General features: G+C 63.7%; 12 protein-coding genes. 2 read left to right on the forward strand and 10 right to left on the reverse strand.

Annotated elements, in window-relative coordinates:
* Positions 1 to 143 precede the first annotated feature (143 nt).
* On the forward strand, positions 144 to 1502 hold the full coding sequence (locus tag ACFSOZ_RS34290) for an NAD(P)-binding domain-containing protein (RefSeq protein ID WP_379105548.1): 1359 nt from the start codon (positions 144 to 146) through the stop codon (positions 1500 to 1502).
* Positions 1503 to 1517: 15 nt separating this feature from the next.
* Here ACFSOZ_RS34290 and ACFSOZ_RS34295 read toward each other — a convergent pair whose 3' ends face one another.
* The 6 genes from ACFSOZ_RS34295 to ACFSOZ_RS34320 all read right to left on the reverse strand — a co-directional run bounded on the left by ACFSOZ_RS34295 (position 1518) and on the right by ACFSOZ_RS34320 (position 9456).
* Positions 1518 to 3500 (reverse strand): ABC transporter permease, encoded by a 1983-nt coding sequence (locus tag ACFSOZ_RS34295; RefSeq protein ID WP_379105550.1) that lies wholly within the window; start codon positions 3498 to 3500, stop codon positions 1518 to 1520.
* Positions 3497 to 4576, reverse strand: coding sequence for a quaternary amine ABC transporter ATP-binding protein (locus ACFSOZ_RS34300; protein WP_379105552.1), 1080 nt, complete (start codon positions 4574 to 4576; stop codon positions 3497 to 3499). The genes ACFSOZ_RS34295 and ACFSOZ_RS34300 overlap by 4 nt, the downstream gene beginning before the upstream one ends.
* 77 nt (positions 4577 to 4653) lie before the next feature.
* Positions 4654 to 5628 carry an ABC transporter substrate-binding protein gene (locus tag ACFSOZ_RS34305; protein ID WP_379105554.1) on the reverse strand — a complete coding sequence of 325 codons (975 nt, stop codon included), beginning with the start codon at positions 5626 to 5628 and terminating at the stop codon, positions 4654 to 4656.
* A gap of 438 nt (positions 5629 to 6066) precedes the next feature.
* Positions 6067 to 6831, reverse strand: coding sequence for an SDR family oxidoreductase (locus ACFSOZ_RS34310; protein WP_379105556.1), 765 nt, complete (start codon positions 6829 to 6831; stop codon positions 6067 to 6069).
* Positions 6832 to 6913: 82 nt separating this feature from the next.
* Positions 6914 to 7711 carry a DUF427 domain-containing protein gene (locus tag ACFSOZ_RS34315; RefSeq protein ID WP_379106607.1) on the reverse strand — a complete coding sequence of 266 codons (798 nt, stop codon included), beginning with the start codon at positions 7709 to 7711 and terminating at the stop codon, positions 6914 to 6916.
* 89 nt (positions 7712 to 7800) lie between these two features.
* On the reverse strand, positions 7801 to 9456 hold the full coding sequence (locus tag ACFSOZ_RS34320) for an ABC transporter substrate-binding protein (protein WP_379105557.1): 1656 nt from the start codon (positions 9454 to 9456) through the stop codon (positions 7801 to 7803).
* Positions 9457 to 9568: 112 nt separating this feature from the next.
* Between ACFSOZ_RS34320 and ACFSOZ_RS34325 the strand changes: the two genes are divergently transcribed.
* A complete protein-coding gene (locus tag ACFSOZ_RS34325; RefSeq protein WP_379105559.1) occupies positions 9569 to 10468 on the forward strand; it encodes a LysR family transcriptional regulator in 900 nt (299 codons plus the stop codon).
* Positions 10469 to 10505: 37 nt separating this feature from the next.
* On the opposite strand, the gene ACFSOZ_RS34330 is transcribed toward ACFSOZ_RS34325, so the two are convergent.
* From ACFSOZ_RS34330 to ACFSOZ_RS34345, 4 genes are all read right to left on the reverse strand, one after another.
* Complete coding sequence (locus tag ACFSOZ_RS34330; RefSeq protein ID WP_379105561.1) at positions 10506 to 12536, reverse strand: dipeptide ABC transporter ATP-binding protein; 2031 nt, start codon at positions 12534 to 12536, stop codon at positions 10506 to 10508.
* Positions 12529 to 13407, reverse strand: coding sequence for an ABC transporter permease (locus ACFSOZ_RS34335; protein WP_378923250.1), 879 nt, complete (start codon positions 13405 to 13407; stop codon positions 12529 to 12531). Before ACFSOZ_RS34335 ends, ACFSOZ_RS34330 begins: the two co-directional genes overlap by 8 nt.
* Positions 13404 to 14357, reverse strand: a complete 954-nt coding sequence (locus ACFSOZ_RS34340; RefSeq protein WP_379106609.1) for an ABC transporter permease — start codon at positions 14355 to 14357, stop codon at positions 13404 to 13406. The genes ACFSOZ_RS34335 and ACFSOZ_RS34340 overlap by 4 nt, the downstream gene beginning before the upstream one ends.
* Positions 14358 to 14428: 71 nt before the next feature.
* Entirely contained in the window at positions 14429 to 16093 is a 1665-nt protein-coding gene (locus tag ACFSOZ_RS34345) for an ABC transporter substrate-binding protein (RefSeq protein WP_379105563.1), read from the reverse strand.
* Positions 16094 to 16096 lie beyond the last annotated feature (3 nt).

Below are 16096 nucleotides of genomic sequence, written 5' to 3' on the forward strand. Positions count from 1 at the left end.
AGGCTGTTGACAGCACGAAAGGGCCAATTACTGTCCTGTGAGTGAAATTTGTTTCGTAAGAGCAATTCCAGGAAAAGCGTGAAACGGTTTTCGGTCCGGAGTTGCGTCAAGACAAAAGTCGAAATCAGACCGGGAGGCCTGCAATGAAAAGTCGCGTTGCCGTTATCGGAGCCGGGCCGTCCGGGCTGGCACAGCTCAGGGCCTTCAAGTCGGCCGCCGACAAGGGTGCCGACATTCCCGAGATCGTCTGCTTCGAAAAGCAGTCCGACTGGGGCGGCCTGTGGAACTACACCTGGCGCACCGGCCTCGACGAGCATGGCGACCCGGTGCACGGCTCGATGTACCGCTACCTTTGGTCGAACGGACCGAAGGAGTGCCTGGAATTCGCCGACTACACCTTCGAGGAGCATTTCGGCCGGCCGATCGGCTCCTATCCGCCGCGCGCCGTGCTGTGGGACTACATCAAGGGCCGCGTTCAAAAATCCGGCGTGCGCAAATGGGTGCGCTTCAACAGCCCGGTGCGCATGGTGACCTTCTCCGAGGCGACGAAGAAATTCACCGTCACCGCGCATGACCGCACCAACGACGTCACCTATTCGGAAGAATTCGACGATGTCGTCGTCGCCTCCGGGCATTTCTCGGTGCCCAACGTGCCCTATTTCGAAGGCTTCTCGACCTTCAACGGCCGCATCCTGCACAGCCATGATTTCCGCGACGCCATGGAATTCAAGGGCAAGGATATCCTGATCATCGGCCGCTCCTATTCGGCCGAGGACATCGGTTCGCAATGCTACAAATACGGCGCCAAATCGATCACCTCCAGCTACCGCTCGAAGCCGATGGGCTTCAAATGGCCGGAGAACTGGAAAGAGGTGCCGCTGCTGCAGAAGGTCGTCGGCAAGACCGCGCATTTCAAGGACGGCACCACCAAAGATGTCGACGCCATCATCCTGTGCACCGGCTACCTGCATTCCTTCCCCTTCCTCACCGAGGATCTGAAGCTCAAGACCGCCAACCGGATGTGGCCGGACGGGCTTTATGAGGGTGTCGTCTGGGAGAAGAACCCGAAGCTGTCCTTTATCGGCATGCAGGATCAGTTCTACACCTTCAACATGTTCGACGCGCAGGCCTGGTTCGCGCGCGACGTCATAATGGGCCGCATCAAATTGCCGTCGGCCGAGGCGATGGCCGCGCACGGCGCGAAGTGGCGGGCGCGCGAGGAGACGCTGGAAGACGCCGAGCAGATGATCTGGTTCCAGGGCGACTACACCAGGGAATTGATGGACCAGACCGACTATCCCGGCTTCGACGTCGAGGCGGTCAACCAGACCTTCATGGAGTGGGAGCACCACAAGGCGGAGGACATTATGAGCTTCCGCGACCACGCCTACCGCTCGCTGATGACCGGCACCATGGCGCCGCTCCACCATACGCCTTGGCTGCAGGCGCTGGACGATTCGATGGAGAGCTATCTCGAGGTGAAAGGCGTCGCGGCGGAGTAGCCGTCGCGCCTCATTCTACCCCAGCCTCGCCCGTGCCTTCGCCGTCCAGGCGCTGAACAGCCGGTCGGCGACGATGCCGATGAAGGCGATGGCGAGGCCCGCGACGATGCCGCGGCCGGAATCGGCCTTGGACAGCGCGATGAACACCTCCTGGCCGAGGTCGCGCGTGCCGACCATGGCGCAGATGATGATCATCGCCAGCGCCATCAGGATCGTCTGGTTGACGCCAAGCATGATTTCGGGAAGCGCCAGCGGCAATTGCACGCGAAAGAAGGTCTGGCGCGGCGTGCAGCCCGAAACTTTCGCAGCCTCGATCAGCGCCGGCGGCACCTGCCTGATGCCATGATTGGTGTAGCGGATCGCCGGCACCACGGCGAAGGCGACGGTGGCGATCATTGCGGTGACGTCGCCAACCCGGAACAGCATCACCACCGGGATGATGAAGCAGAAGGACGGCAGCACCTGCAGCGTGTCGATGACCGGCGTGACGATCTTCTCGAAACGGTCGCTGCGCGAGGCCATCAGGCCAATCGGAATGCCGATCAGGCACGCGATGAAGGCCGAGATGCCGCAGAGATAGACCGTCGCCATGGTCTTTTCCCACAGGCCGGTGACGGCGCAGAAGGCGGTCAGCGCGGCGACGAGAACTGCAAGCCGCAGGCCGGAAAGCTGATAGCCGGCAAGGCCGAGCAGGAACACCGCGCCCAGCCACGGAAAGCCCTCGCAGAAGGCGCGCAGCGGGTTGAGCACATTGAGGATCAGCGCCACGCGAAACGCCTCGATTGTGTCGAAGAAGTTGATTGTCACCCAGTTCACGGCCGCCTTCCACAGCGGCGCGGTGGTGAAGGTGATCGCTTTCGGCACCGCCGCGAAGGCCGGCACGAACAGGCCGAGCAGCGTGGTGACGGCAAGGATGGCGATGGCCAGCGTCAGATGGGGGTAGCGCCGCCAGAAGCTCGGGCTCACCTCTCGATGGACGTGGCCCTTTGCCTGTTTGCGCGCGATGGCCTGGCTCAGCCGGTCGAGTGCGATGGCCAGCGCGACGATGGCGAGACCGGCTTCCATCGCTTCGCCGACCTTCAGCGCGCGCAGCGCCAAAAGCACGTCGTAGCCGAGGCCGCCGGCGCCGATCATCGAAGCGATGATGACCATGTTCAGCGCCAGCATGATCACCTGGTTGACGCCGACCATCAGCGTCGGCCGCGCCGAGGGCAAAAGCACCCGCCACAGTTTCTGCCGCGCCGTGCAGCCGGCCATTTCGCTGAAATCGTCGATCTCGGAAGGCACCCGCGACAGGCCCAGCATCGTCGCCCGCACCATCGGCGGCGTGGCGAAGATGGCGGTCGCGATCATCGCCGAAACCGGGCTGTTGCCGAACAGGAGCAGCATCGGGATGAGATAGGCGAAGGTCGGGATCGTCTGCATCAGGTCAAGCGCGGGGGAGACGATGAGCCTTTCCGCCCACGGCTTGCGCCAAGCCCAGATGCCCGCGAACAGGCCGGTGACGATGCAGAATGGCACGGCGATGGAGATCAGCGCCAGTGTCAGCATGGCGCTGGTCCATTGGTCGAACAGTGCGATGTAGAGGAAACAGCCGCCGACCAGCATGCCGAGCTTCCGGCCGCTGACGGCATGCCCGGCAAGGAAGGCAGCGGCGCAGACGCCGACCCAGGACAGGCGTGGCAAGACATAGGCGTCGGCGCCATGGCCGATCTTGAAATTCTTGGCCAGCAGATTGAGCGCGAAGTCGAGTGGCACGCCGAGCACCGCGGTGATCGAGCGTGTCAGCCACGACAGGTTCGACTTGATCCAGCGCATCAATGCGCTGACCCAGTCGGCGACCGGCACGATCGCGCTGGCCGGATAGTTGACGGCCCAGGGCAGGCTGTCCTGCAGCAGGAACACGACAAGCACGGCGGCAAGCGCCGAGGCCCAGACGATCAGCCAGATCTGGACCGGACGCGCCCTTGCCTCGCTGGCGCCAGCCGTCACCGTCATGCGCCGATCCTCGAACGATCGATGCCGGCCAACAGATCGATCACCGCTTGCGGCGTTACTTCGCCGATCGGCTTGCCGGAGCCGTTGACCACCGCGAACGGCTTGTTGGCGGAGACGATGCTGGCCGAAAAGCTTGCGATCTTGGCCTCCGGCGAGACCCTGCCGCCATGCTCGGTGCCGTCGCAAGCGCGCATCAGGCTGCGCGCCGAGATCACCTTGGCGCGGTCGACGTCGCGGGTGAACTCGGCGACATAGTCGGTCGCCGGGTTGACCACCAGTTCCTCCGGCGTGCCGATCTGGATGACCTCGCCGTCCTTCATAATGGCGATGCGGTCGGCCAGCCGGATGGCTTCGTCGAAATCATGGGTGATGAAGACGATGGTCTTGTGCAGCATGGTCTGCAGCCGCATCAGCTCATCCTGCATCTCGCGGCGGATCAATGGATCGAGGGCCGAGAACGGTTCGTCGAGAAACCAGATTTCCGGCTTTGTCGCCAGGCTGCGGGCGATGCCGACACGCTGCTGCTGGCCGCCGGAAAGCTCGCGCGGATAGAAATGCTCGCGGCCGCGCAATCCGACAAGGTCGATGACCTCATGCGCCCGTGCTTCACGTGTCGCCCGGTCCTGCCCCTGGATGCTGAGCGGGAAGGCGATGTTTTCCAGCACGTTGAGATGCGGCAAGAGTGCGAAATTCTGGAAGACCATGCCCATGCGGTGCCGCCGCAGCTCGATCAGTGCTGCGTCGGAAATCTTGAGCAGATCCTTGCCTTCGAACTCGACCTTGCCGTGAGTCGGCTCGACCAGCCTCGACATGCAGCGCACCAGCGTCGACTTGCCGGAACCCGACAGGCCCATGATGATGAAAATTTCGCCCTGGCGGATCTCGAGGTCGACGGCGCGCACGGCCCCGACCAGTCCGGCAGCAGTGACGTCGGCCATGCTGGCCTTGCCGTCGCGTTCGCGGATGAAATTCGCCGCGTTCGATCCGAACAATTTCCAGACGTTGCGGCAGGCAAGCTTTATCGGACGGGCATCCTTGCCCGCCGGTGTCGGCACCTGTTCAGTCCTATCCGTCATCCAATCGTCCTTCTGGAACATCAACACTTGAGGCCCGGTTGATCAACAGCCGGGCCTCATTTTTCCAGTCGGAACGATCACTGCGCCCAGGCTTTCCAGTCTGCTTCGTGCGCTGCGATCCAGGCGGCGGCGACATCTTCCGGCGTCTTGCCGCCGAGGTCGATCTCGCCGCTCATCTTGTTGAGCTCGTCGGTGTCGATCGTGTAGGCCTTCGCCACCTTGTAGGCGACCGGCCATTTGTCCTTCATGCCGGACCAGGAGTATTTCCAGATCTCGCCATGCGGCTTGCCGCAATCATATTTGGCGTCGGGGTTCACGCCCCATTTCGGGTCGTTGTAGCACTCGGGCGTATATTCGGGGAATTGCACCCATTCGCCCTTGTATTTGGCCGGCGCCCAGTGCGGCGAATAGATCCACAGCATGATCGGCGCCTTGCGCTGATAGGCCGATTCCAGCTCGGCGAACATCGCCGCGTCGGTGCCGGCATGGATGACGGTGAAGGGCAGTTTCAGTGCCTCGACACGCTCGTCGTCAAAGCCTTCCCACGTCACTGGGCCGCCGAGATAGCGCCCCTTCGGCGCGGTCTCCGCTGTTGAAAATGCTTCGGCGCATTTCGGGTCCTTCAGCGCTTCCCAATTGGGCAGGCCCGGGCATTTTTCCTTCATGTATTCGGGAAACCACCACTCTTCCTTGGCCTTGGGTCCGAGCTTGCCGAGCCGTTCGGTCTGGCCGGTCGCATCGGAGGCTTTCATGGCTTCTCCCGCGGTCGTGTCCCAGAACTCCAGGCCGACATCGAGGTCGCCATTGGTGAGACCCGTGGTCAGGCTGGAGAGGTAGTCGGCGGTCGGATATTCGACGGTATAGCCGAGCTTTTCCAGGATGCCGCCGAGGATCTTGGCGTTCAGGTTGACGCTGGTCCAGTCGAACAGCGCGATCTTGATAGGGTCGTTGGATTCGGGTGCTGCGGCTTGGGCGGAAGGTGTCAGCAGGCTTAGCGTCGCAAGCGCAACGGCGCCCATCGACAGTTTCGAGATCTGGCTGCGAAATGACATGCTTGTTCTCCTTCAAGCTGTGAAAATTATCGTTGGTTCCCTTCTTGCGGCTTTTCTTGATTGTGTTGGAAAGACTGGTCGTTGCGCAAGGCCGTCGGCGCCAGATTGTCGCCCTGGCTTTGGCCAAGGCAGGCAAGATGGTGCTCAATTCTGGTGATGGTCGAATGGGACTGGAGTGTCAGAGTCATGGCTTGCGACGGATCGCTGCGGGAGCGATCATCCGCGGATCAATTGCCAGTCTTGCGGCGCCCTGCAAGGTGCGAGCCATCAAGGTCCCATGATCTCGGCTGTCGGCCCGGCAAGCCCCATCTCGCCAAGACCGTTTCATAGGATGAAATTATATATACCAAGGTTCATCCCGCGCAACGACTAACGCCTGCGGGATGCATAAATTCAGACTGCAGGCGAAGCCGACCCCGGGCCGCGGGATCTTCCGTCCTACCAGCAGACGTAGCCGCCATCGACAATCAGGTCGAGGCCGGTGACGAAGCTCGATGCACGGCTGGCCAGGAACACTGTCGGCCCGACCATTTCCTCCGGCGCCGCCATGCGCTCCATCGGCGTATCGCGCTTGAAGATCTTGATTTCTTCCGCCACCTCCGGCCGCTTGTTCATCGGCGTCAGCGTGTAGCCTGGGCTGACGACATTGACGCGCAGCCCGCGATCGGCCCACTCCATGGCGAGGCTCTTCGACATATGAATGACGGCGGCTTTCGAGGAGTTGTAATGCGCCTGCGTCAGCCCCCGGTTGACGATGGTGCCCGACATCGAGGCGATGTTGATGATCGAGCCTCTGCGTCGCGTCAGCATCTTGTGGGCTTCGGCCTGACAGGACAGGAACACGCCGGCGACATTGACCTGGTGCACCTTCTGCCATGTCTCCAGCGACAGCGTCTCGGCCGGTTCCGAACCGGCAATGCCGGCATTGTTGACGGCGATAGTCAGCGCACCGAGTTCGCTCTCGACACGATCGATCGCCGCCGCGAGATCGCTGGGCGACGTCACCGTGCCGGTCAGCACCAGCGCCTTGCGCCCGAGTGCCGTGATCCGGTGAGCAGTGTCGTCCAGGCCACCCTTCGAGGCATGGCCGAAACAGGCGACATCGGCGCCCGCCTCGGCCAGTCCGATCGCGATCGCCTGGCCGATGCCGCTGCCAGCACCGGTGACCAGCGCGACATCGCCGTCCAGCTTGAAAAGATCCATCGATGGCCCTCCCTGTCTCACGGAGGGTATGCGCTGAGCCGTGCTTCGATCAAGCGCCCTGCACGCAAGGTGCGTTGTTTGCTCAGAAATAACCGTCCGACGCGGCCGTGGCTTCCTTGGGGATTTCGACGCCGTCGACCAGGATCTTGTCGACCAGCTCGTGATGGAAGCAGACCAGCCCCTTGATGCGCTCCGCCTCGTGCACCGGCTCGGGATAGTACCAGACGAGGTTTTCGTGGCGCTTGGCCTTCGTCGTCACGTGATAGTAGCTGGAGATGCCCTTGTAGGGGCAACGCGAGATGTAGCGGCTGGGCGCGAACATATCGAGCCGCGTATCGGAGATCGGCAGATAGTGGCGCACCGGATGGCCGGTCTCGAACAGGAACACGCCACGGCGTGAATCGGCGACCTGTTCGCCGTCGAGAATGACCTGCACGCGCCGCGAGGACGGCAGGCAGTCGACGCGGCGGAACGGATCGCGGGCGTGGACGAAGATTTCCTCGTCCTCCTCGAACCAGTGGCCCATCTTGCTCCAGTAGAACGACATATGGTCGGCGAGCGGCGGACAGCCTTTCACCGGATCGGCGTAGCGCCAGGCTGCGTCCTCGACCAGGGTCACGCCGGTGTTGAGCGAATAGTGGGTCGCCACGCCCTTGAACGGGCTCTCGGTCGTCATCGTGCTCGGCAGCAGGAATTCCTCGCGCACGTCGCTCATCGGGAAATAGTAGACCGGCAGATGGTCGGACTCGTAGAGCACCAGCGCATTGACCGTGTCGGCGACCGTCATCGACCCAACCTGCACCCGCAGCCGTTTCTGCGTCGGCATGGTGAAGGCGACATAGCCCGGCTCGAACTCATATTGGGTGATGCTGTCGAGCAGCGGAAAATGCGGCCCGCGGCCGCGCAGATGGCGCTTGCGAATGGTACTCTCCCGGTTCTTTTCTTTTGTGATCGTGCGCTGGCGCACGATTAACTCAATGACACGCGATCGAGCAGCAGCCCGGCGGCGATCGGCGGCAAGCCGCTGACATTCTTGCGCACCGGCACCAGCAGATCCGGGAAATAGCTGAAAATCACCGGCGTCTCGTCGAGCAGCAGCTTCTGGATGTCGGAGGCGGCACTGCGCTGCGCGCCGACGTCGAGCGCCTTCAGGTAGCTGGTGACCATGCCGTCATAGGCCGGGTTTTTGAAATGCGCCGCGTTCCAGGGCCCGTCGCTGACCAGCGGACTTTTGAGGAAGACGTTCGGCACGCTGCGATGCGCGTAGTCGGTGATGCCGAGTGGGCTGTCCAGCCAGTCCGACTGGCCGAACACCGCCTTGCCATAATATTTGTCCTGGTCCTCGATGTTGAGCGCGATGCGGGCGCCGATTTCCTTGGCGAAGTTCTGGAACAGCTGCGCGTAGCCGGGGATGTCGGAGTAGCGCAGCGTCGTCAGCGTGATGTCGAAGCCGCTGGCCGCGCCGGCTGCTTCGAGCAGTTGCTTCGCCTTGGCGATATCCTGGACGCGCTGCGGCACCGTCTTGTCGGTCGCGGGAAAAGCCGGTGCGAACGGGCTGTCATTGCCGGTCGCCGCCATGCCGCGGCACAGGCCATCGACCAGCTTCGAGCGATCGATGCACAAAGCGAGCGCCTGGCGCACGCGCTTGTCGGTGAACGGGCCGGTGTCGCAGCGCATGTGCAACTGGCGGTGCGCCGTCGAGGCGACCCGCAACACGGTGATGTCGGGGCTGTTGAGCACGACCTGGCTGACGTCGAGCGGAACGGCGTCGAGGATGTCGACCTCGCCGGCCTGAAGCGCCAGGATGCGCGGCTGCACGTCGCCGTAGAACTTGAATTCGAGCCGGTCGGGCAACGCCTTCTCACCCCAATAGTCGGGGTTGCGCACGAAGGTCGCGCCGACCTTCGGCGTGTAGGTCTCCAGCCGGAACGGCCCGGTGCCCTCGAAGGTCTTTTCGTAGTCGCCCTTGTAGCTCGCCGGCAGGATGACGGCGTTGTAATTGTCGATCGACACCGAATAGGGAAAGCTGCCGTTCGGCGCATCGAGATGGAAGGCGACGGTATGATCGTCGACCTTCCTTGTGCCGCCCTTCGACAGCAGGCCCTTGAACACCGACAGCGCGTTCGAGGCGCCGCTGGGATCGGCCAGCCGGTCGAAGGTCGCGACGACGTCGTCGGCCTTGAAGTCCTCGCCATTGTGGAATTTCACGCCCTTGCGCAGCTTGAAGGTCCACACACTGCCGTCCTCGTTCGGCGCCCAGCTTTCCGCCAGCACCGGCTTCAAGGTGAGGTCCGCCTGGGTGATGCAGAGAAACTCGGCGGTCTGGAAAACCAGCTGGTAGCTGCCGCTGTCATAGTAGGTGACGGGATCGATGGCGCCGCCCGGCGTGGCGACGCCGGCGCGCACCGTGCCGCCCGGCTTGCCCTCGGCGCGGGCCTGCTGCGTGCCGAGGCCGGCAGCAGCGACAAGGCTGCCCAGGAATGGCAGCGAGAGGCCAAGCACGCTTCCATGGCGCAGGAAATCGCGCCGGCCCATCCTGCCGGCGAGCAACTCGTCGACAGCGGAGTTTTCGATTGCTGTGAGATTTCTGCGAGCAGCGTCGATCATCCTGAAATGCTTTGGCATGGCTGCATTCCTCGCTTGTCTTGGGTTTTGCCATCTAGTTCATTGTTGACTGCCGCCGGAAAGCGATATTTTTTGATAGGGGCCATCGAAATTTTCGATGCTTGGGTGAGGCATGGACACTGAAAATTTGCGCAGTTTTCTCGAAGTTGCCACCCATGGCAGCTTCACCGTCGCGGCCAGCCGGCTGAACCTCGCCCAGTCCACTGTCAGCGCGCGCATCCGCGGGCCGGAGCAGCTGGGGCGCCGGCTTTTCGTGCGCGACCGCGACGGCGTGACGCTGACGCCGGCCGGCCGGCAGTTCCTGCCGCACGCCTCTTCCATCACCCGCACCTGGGAGCAATCGCGGCAGGACATCGCCGTTCCCGATGGCTACGAGACCTTGCTGCGGCTGACCGCGCCCGCCTATCTGTGGGACCGCATCACCTCGCCCTGGGTCGAGTGGATGCGCGCCAGGCGGCCGAACGTGGCGCTGCGGCTGGAGGGCAGTTTCCCGGATCTGGCCATCGACCAGCTGGCGGAAGGCCTGCTCGATATCTGCATCCTCTATCTGCCGCGGCCACATCCCGGCATCGTCTACGAAACGCTGGCGGTCGATCAGATCGTGCTTGTCCAGCATGCGGCGCAGACGAAGCCGTGGACCGAGAACTACATTCTGATGGATTGGGGACTGGAGTTCCGCATCGAGCACGACCGCGCCTTTGCCGGCATGGTCAAGCCGGCCATCTCAGCCGGACTGGTCTTCATCGGGCTGCAGCATGTGCTGTCGCAGCAGGCGGCGGCCTATCTGCCGCTCAGCGCCGTCAGCACCTATATCGAGCGCGGCGAGATGCGGCGCATCGACAACGCGCCGGTGTTCCAGCGGCCGATCTATCTCGCCTATCCCTCGAATCCCGCCTCTTCCGATGTCCTGGATGTCGCGCTCACCGGACTTCGCACGCTGGCCAGAGGCTGGGCGGAAGGTCAGGGCTTTTCGGAAGGCGACCGTTCCCTGGGCATGACCGGCCGGATGTGACGGGCCAGGTCACAGAAGCATCCAAGAGTGATGCTCGCTATGCCGGCTCGATCATCGCCGCCTTCTGGAGCCGGGCAAGTTCGGGGTAGGGGATGTGGCAGCGGATCGAGTGGCCGGGTTGCGCTTCGCTGAGCGGCGGTTCCTGCTGCTCGCAGATCGGACCGATCTTGCGCGGGCAGCGTGTGTGGAACACGCAGCCCGACGGCGGATTGGTGGCGCTGGGGATTTCGCCGTCGAGGCGAATGCGCGCCGTCTCGGTCTGGTCGAGCTTGGGCACCGCCGACAGCAGCGCTTCGGTATAGGGATGATGCGGACCGGAAAAGACGTCTTCCGAAGGTCCGAGTTCCATGATCCGGCCGAGATAGAGCACGGCGATCTTGTCCGAGAGGTAACGCACCACGGCAAGATCATGCGAGATGAAGATGTAGCTGACGTCTTCCTTCGACTGCAGGTCGGCGAGCAGGTTGAGAATGGCCGCCTGCACCGATACGTCGAGCGCCGAAGTCGGCTCGTCGCACACCACGATGCGCGGGTCGCCGGCGAAGGCGCGCGCGATGGCGACGCGCTGCTTCAGGCCGCCCGAAAGCTGGCGCGGCTTGACGGCGAGATGCCGGTCGGTGAGCCGGACCGAGCGGACAAGATCGTTGAGGCGAGCATCCAGTGCTTTGCCGCTCAAGCCTGCCAGCCGCTTCAGCGCGCGGCCGATCAGATGCCGGATCGAATGCGAGCGGTTGAGCGCCGAGTCCGGATTCTGGAAGACGATCTGCATCGCCTTGATCTGGTCGTCACTGCGGTTTTCCAGCCGCGGCGCCAGCGCCTTGCCTTCGAGTTCGATCGTGCCGCCGGCATCGGGCGGCACCAGGCCGAGCAGCAGCCTGGCGAAGGTCGTCTTGCCGCTGCCGGATTCGCCGACCAGCCCGAGCGTTTCGCCGGGCCGCAAATCGAGCGACACATCCTTGACGGCGCGCAGCGCATGGCCACGGCTGGCATAGGTCTTGTTCAGCCCGGCGACCCGAAGCACCGGCACGGCTGCCGCCTTTGGCGCAGGCGCCACATCGCTCGGCGTCGCGCGCGGCAGCGCCTGCGCCTGTTCGTGATAGTGACAGCGCGACAGCCGGCCGCCCAGATCATAAAGCGGCGGCAATTCGCTGCGGCAGCGGTCGTCGGCGAGCGCGCAGCGATCGGCGAAGGCGCATCCCTTGATGTCAGCACCAATGCCGGGCAGGAAGCCCGGAATGGTGTCGAGCCGACCCTGGTCCTTGCGCTGGCCGCCACGTGGCAGGCAGCGCAGCAGAGCCACCGTATAGGGATGACGGGGATCGTTGAACACGTCCTCGGTCGGGCCTTCCTCGACCAGCATGCCGGCATAGAGCACGCCGACCCGGTCGCACATGTTGGAGACGACCGCGAGGTTGTGGCTGATGAACAGGATCGAGGCCGACAGCTCCTGCCTGAGCTGCGCGATCAGGTCGAGCACCTCGGCCTCCACCGTCGCATCGAGGCCGGTCGTCGGCTCGTCGAGGATCAGCATCGACGGATCGTTGGCCAGCGCCATGGCAATCGCCACGCGTTGCTGCATGCCACCCGAAAGCTGGTGCGGATAGCGCTGCATGACGCTGACCGGGTCGGAGATGCGCACCCGGTTCAGCATGGCGATGGCCTTGTCGGTGGCCGCCTGTCCCGTAATGCCGCCAAGCTCGAAGATTTCGGTCAGCTGTCGGCCGACGCGGATCGACGGGTTCAGCGCCTTGCCCGGATCCTGATAGACCATGGAGACGCTTTCGGCCCGCGCCCGCCTGAGCGCTTCGGCATCCAGCTTCATGACGTCCTGGCCGTCGAGCGAGATCGCGCCACCGGTGATCGAGCCGTTTCTTGGCAAATAGCGCACGACGGTGAGCGCAACTGTGGATTTGCCGCAGCCGGACTCGCCGACCAGCCCGTAGGCTTCGCCCTGGCCGATGTTGAGGCTGAGGTTGCGCAGCACCGCGCGGTTGCGGCCGGCAACGCGGTAGGCCACCGACAAATCGTGCAGTTCGAGGGCGTTTTCTGCCTTGGCGGACTTAGTCATTGAGCGCTCCATGAACGCCGTCCGCCGCCAGATTGACGCCAATCACCAGCGAGGCGATGGCCAGTGCATCGAACAGCACCGTCCACCAGAAGCCGCCGCCGATCATGCCGTAATTGTTGGAGATCGAGAGCCCCCAGTCGGGTGAGGGCGGCTGGATGCCGAAGCCCATGAAGGAGAGCGTGGCGACCGCGAAAATGGCATAGCCGAGCCGCACGGTCGTCTCGACCAGGATCGGCGGGATGACGTTCGGGAGGATCTCGACGAACATCGTATGCAGCGCACTTTCATGCCTGAGCTGTGCTGCGGCGACATAATCGAGTTCGCGCTCGGCCAGCACCGCGGAGCGCACCGTGCGCGCGATGATCGGCGCGAAGCTCAGACCGATGACGACAATGACCGTCGTCTTGGAGGTGCCGAGCGCCACGATGGCCAGCAGCGCGACGATGACCACCGGGATCGCCATGAAGGCTTCGAGGATGCGGCTGACGACATCGTCGACGAGGCCGCGAAAATAGCCGGTGACGAGGCCGAGCGCCGTGCCGGCCACTGTCGCCAGCAAGGTCGCCAGCGGGGCGACGGTCAGGATGTCGCGCGAGCCGACGATGACACGCGAGAAGACGTCGCGGCCGATCTGGTCGGTGCCGAACCAGTGTTCGGCCGAAGGCGGCGCCAGCGCGTTGAGGATATCGTCGGCAAGCGGGTCATAGGGTGCGAAATGCTCGCCGAACAACGCGCAAGCGACCCAGAACAGCACGATGGCGAAACCGGTCAGGAAGGTGCCGGAGCGCAGCAGCGAAAACAGCGCCTCAGCCAAGGGCCCACGCCGGCGCATGTCGTCGGGGGTGGGGGAGGTGGTTTGGACGGCGCTCATTGATCTGACCCCAGCCGGATGCGCGGATTGAGCACGGAATAGAGGAAGTCGGCGGCAAGCGTCGCCACCGCGTAGACGATGCCGATGGTGAGAATTCCCGATTCCAGCATCGGGAAATCCTTGCCGCGCGCCGCCGTGAAGATCAGCGAGCCGATGCCCTGGTAGCGGAACAGCGTTTCGATCACGACGAGGCCGCCGATGAGATAGCCGGTCTGCGTCGCGATGACGGTGATGGTCGGCAACAATGCGTTGCGCAGCACATGCCGCCAGATCACCGTGCGCCATGGCAGGCCCTTGAGCACGGCTGTTCGCGTGTAGTCGGAATCGAGCGCCTCGATCATGCCGGAGCGCGCCATGCGGGCGATGTAGCCGAACAGCACCAGGAACAGCGGCAGCGCAGGCAGGATCAGATAATAGAGCTGGGTGAAGAAGCCGGCATTGCGCGGCCATGCGGCTGAGATCGGCAGCCAGCGCAGCCAGACGCCGAAAATCAGGATCAGGATGATGCCGGTCACGAATTCCGGCAGCACCGTCACCGACAGGCCGCCAAGGCTGATAATGCGGTCGAGCGGCCGGTTGAGATTGAGTGCGGCAACGACCCCGCCAAGGATGCCGATCGGCACCACCAGCACGAAGGCAACCGCCGCCAGCTTCATCGAATTGCCGAGCGCATCGACGACGAAGGGCGCGACCGGCGAGCGGAAGATGTAGGACGTGCCCATGTCGCCCTGGACGAAGTTCGAAATCCAGCCCCAGTATTGCGTCAGCAGCGGGCGATCGACACCGAGCGTGTGATTGAGAGCGTCGACGGCACGCTGGTCGGCGAACGGGCCCAATATCGCGCGCCCGACATTGCCGGGCAGCACCTGGCCGCCCAGGAACACCATGATGCTGAGCAGGAACAGCGTCACCAGCGACAGCGAGACACGCCGGGCAAGGAAGGAGAGAATGGCTAAGACTCCTTGTGGAGCCAGCGCCCGTGAGGGAGCTGGCTGTTACAGGATTGGCTTTCCCTTTCCGTTCAGGCCTTCGATGCCTTGTCGAGGAACAGCTGCGACATCGCGGTCGGCTGCACGCCGGCCACGCCTTTCGCCGTCGCTGTCAGATAGTCGTAGAAATAGCCGAAGATGACCGGCGTTTCCTCGAGCAGCAGGTTCTGGATCTTACCGGCGTCCGCCTTCTGCGCTTCGAGGTCGAGCGCGGCGATGTAGCTGGTCGCCAGCGTGTCGTAGTCCTTGTTCTTGAAGTGCGCGGCGTTCCAGGTGCCGTCGCTCTTCAAGGGCGCGGCCAGGAACACGTTCGGCACGCCACGATGACCGTAGTCGGTGATGCCCATCACCGAATCCAGCCAGTTCGACTTGCCGAACACCGCATCGCCGTAATAGGCGCCCTGGTCGAGGATGTTGAGCTCCAGTTCGATGCCGATCTCCTTGACCCAGTTCTGGATGAGCTGGGCGTATTCGGGGATTTCCAGATAGCGCTCGGTGGTCAGCGTCACCTTGAAGCCCTTGCCGGCGCCCGCGGCTTCCATCAACTGCTTGGCCTGCGCGATATCCTGCTTGCGCTGCGGCACGCTCGCATCGGTCGAGGGATAGGCCGGCGCGAACGGGCTGTCATTGCCGGGCGAAGCCCGGCCTTTCATCAGGCCGGCAACAAGCTTGTCGCGGTCGAGGCTGAGGGCGATGGCGCGACGTACGCGCGGGTCCTTGAACGGATCGGAATCGCAGCGCAGATGCAGTTGCTGGTGCGCGACCGACTTCAGGCTGATGATGTCGATACCCGGATCGTTGAGCAGTGCGACGCCGGCCAGCACGGGCAACTGGTTGATGATGTCGACCTGGCCGCCCTGCAGTGCCAGGATCTGCGGCTGCGTGTCGGCGAAGAAGGTGAACTCGGTGCGCTCGGGCAACGCCTTCGGTCCCCAATAGTCTTCGTTGCGGACGAAGGAGGCGCCGACCTTGGCCGTGTATTTCTCGATCTTGAACGGCCCGGTGCCGTCGAAGCTCTTCTCGTAGTCGCCCTTGTAGCTCGCCGGGATGATGACGGCGTTGTAGTTGTCGGACGACAGCATGTAGGGGAAGTTGCCGTTCGGGGCGTCGAGGTGGAATTCCACCGTGTAGTCGTCGACCTTCTTGCTGGCGCCCTTCTGCAGGATGCCGGAGAACACCGACAGCGCGTTGGACGAGTTTGCCGGATCGGCAAGGCGATCGATGCTGGCCACGACGTCGTCGGCTTTCATCTCGCCGCCGCTGTGGAATTTCACGCCCTTGCGCAGCTTGAAGGTCCATACCGTGCCGGTGTCGTTCGGCTTCCAGCTCTCGGCCAGTGCCGGCTGCAGCACGAGGTCGGGGCCGTCGATGCAGAGGAACTCGGCAACCTGCTGCATGACCAGCAGGCCGCCGGCGTCCGCGATGGTGACCGGGTCGATCGTCGCCGCCGGCACGCTGCTGGCGACACGTATGGTGGCGCCGGGCGCGCCCTGGGCGCGAGCCAGCGACGGCATGCCGCCAAGGCCGGCTGCCATGCCGATACGGCCCAGCAGCGGCAGCGACAGGCCGAGCAGGCTGCCGTGACGGATGAAGTCGCGGCGGCTGACCCTGCCGTCGACGAGGCCATCGATCAGGTGATTTTCAAGCGGCGAACGATTGCGCCGGATCAGGTCGAGAATGTGATAGTTCTTGCTCATGGG

The sequence above is a fragment of the Mesorhizobium newzealandense genome, from assembly GCF_042682145.1.
Lineage (GTDB): Bacteria > Pseudomonadota > Alphaproteobacteria > Rhizobiales > Rhizobiaceae > Mesorhizobium > Mesorhizobium newzealandense.

Bases quoted from the DNA above. Each gene is read 5' to 3' on its own strand.
- ACFSOZ_RS34325 (WP_379105559.1), top strand. From the start codon at position 9,569: ATGGACACTGAAAATTTGCGCAGTTTTCTCGAAGTTGCCACCCATGGC.
- ACFSOZ_RS34295 (WP_379105550.1), bottom strand. From the start codon at position 3,500: ATGACGGTGACGGCTGGCGCCAGCGAGGCAAGGGCGCGTCCGGTCCAG.
- ACFSOZ_RS34335 (WP_378923250.1), bottom strand. From the start codon at position 13,407: ATGAGCGCCGTCCAAACCACCTCCCCCACCCCCGACGACATGCGCCGG.
- ACFSOZ_RS34290 (WP_379105548.1), top strand. From the start codon at position 144: ATGAAAAGTCGCGTTGCCGTTATCGGAGCCGGGCCGTCCGGGCTGGCA.
- ACFSOZ_RS34305 (WP_379105554.1), bottom strand. From the start codon at position 5,628: ATGTCATTTCGCAGCCAGATCTCGAAACTGTCGATGGGCGCCGTTGCG.
- ACFSOZ_RS34330 (WP_379105561.1), bottom strand. From the start codon at position 12,536: ATGACTAAGTCCGCCAAGGCAGAAAACGCCCTCGAACTGCACGATTTG.
- ACFSOZ_RS34320 (WP_379105557.1), bottom strand. From the start codon at position 9,456: ATGCCAAAGCATTTCAGGATGATCGACGCTGCTCGCAGAAATCTCACA.
- ACFSOZ_RS34345 (WP_379105563.1), bottom strand. From the start codon at position 16,093: ATGAGCAAGAACTATCACATTCTCGACCTGATCCGGCGCAATCGTTCG.
- ACFSOZ_RS34310 (WP_379105556.1), bottom strand. From the start codon at position 6,831: ATGGATCTTTTCAAGCTGGACGGCGATGTCGCGCTGGTCACCGGTGCT.
- ACFSOZ_RS34300 (WP_379105552.1), bottom strand. From the start codon at position 4,576: ATGACGGATAGGACTGAACAGGTGCCGACACCGGCGGGCAAGGATGCC.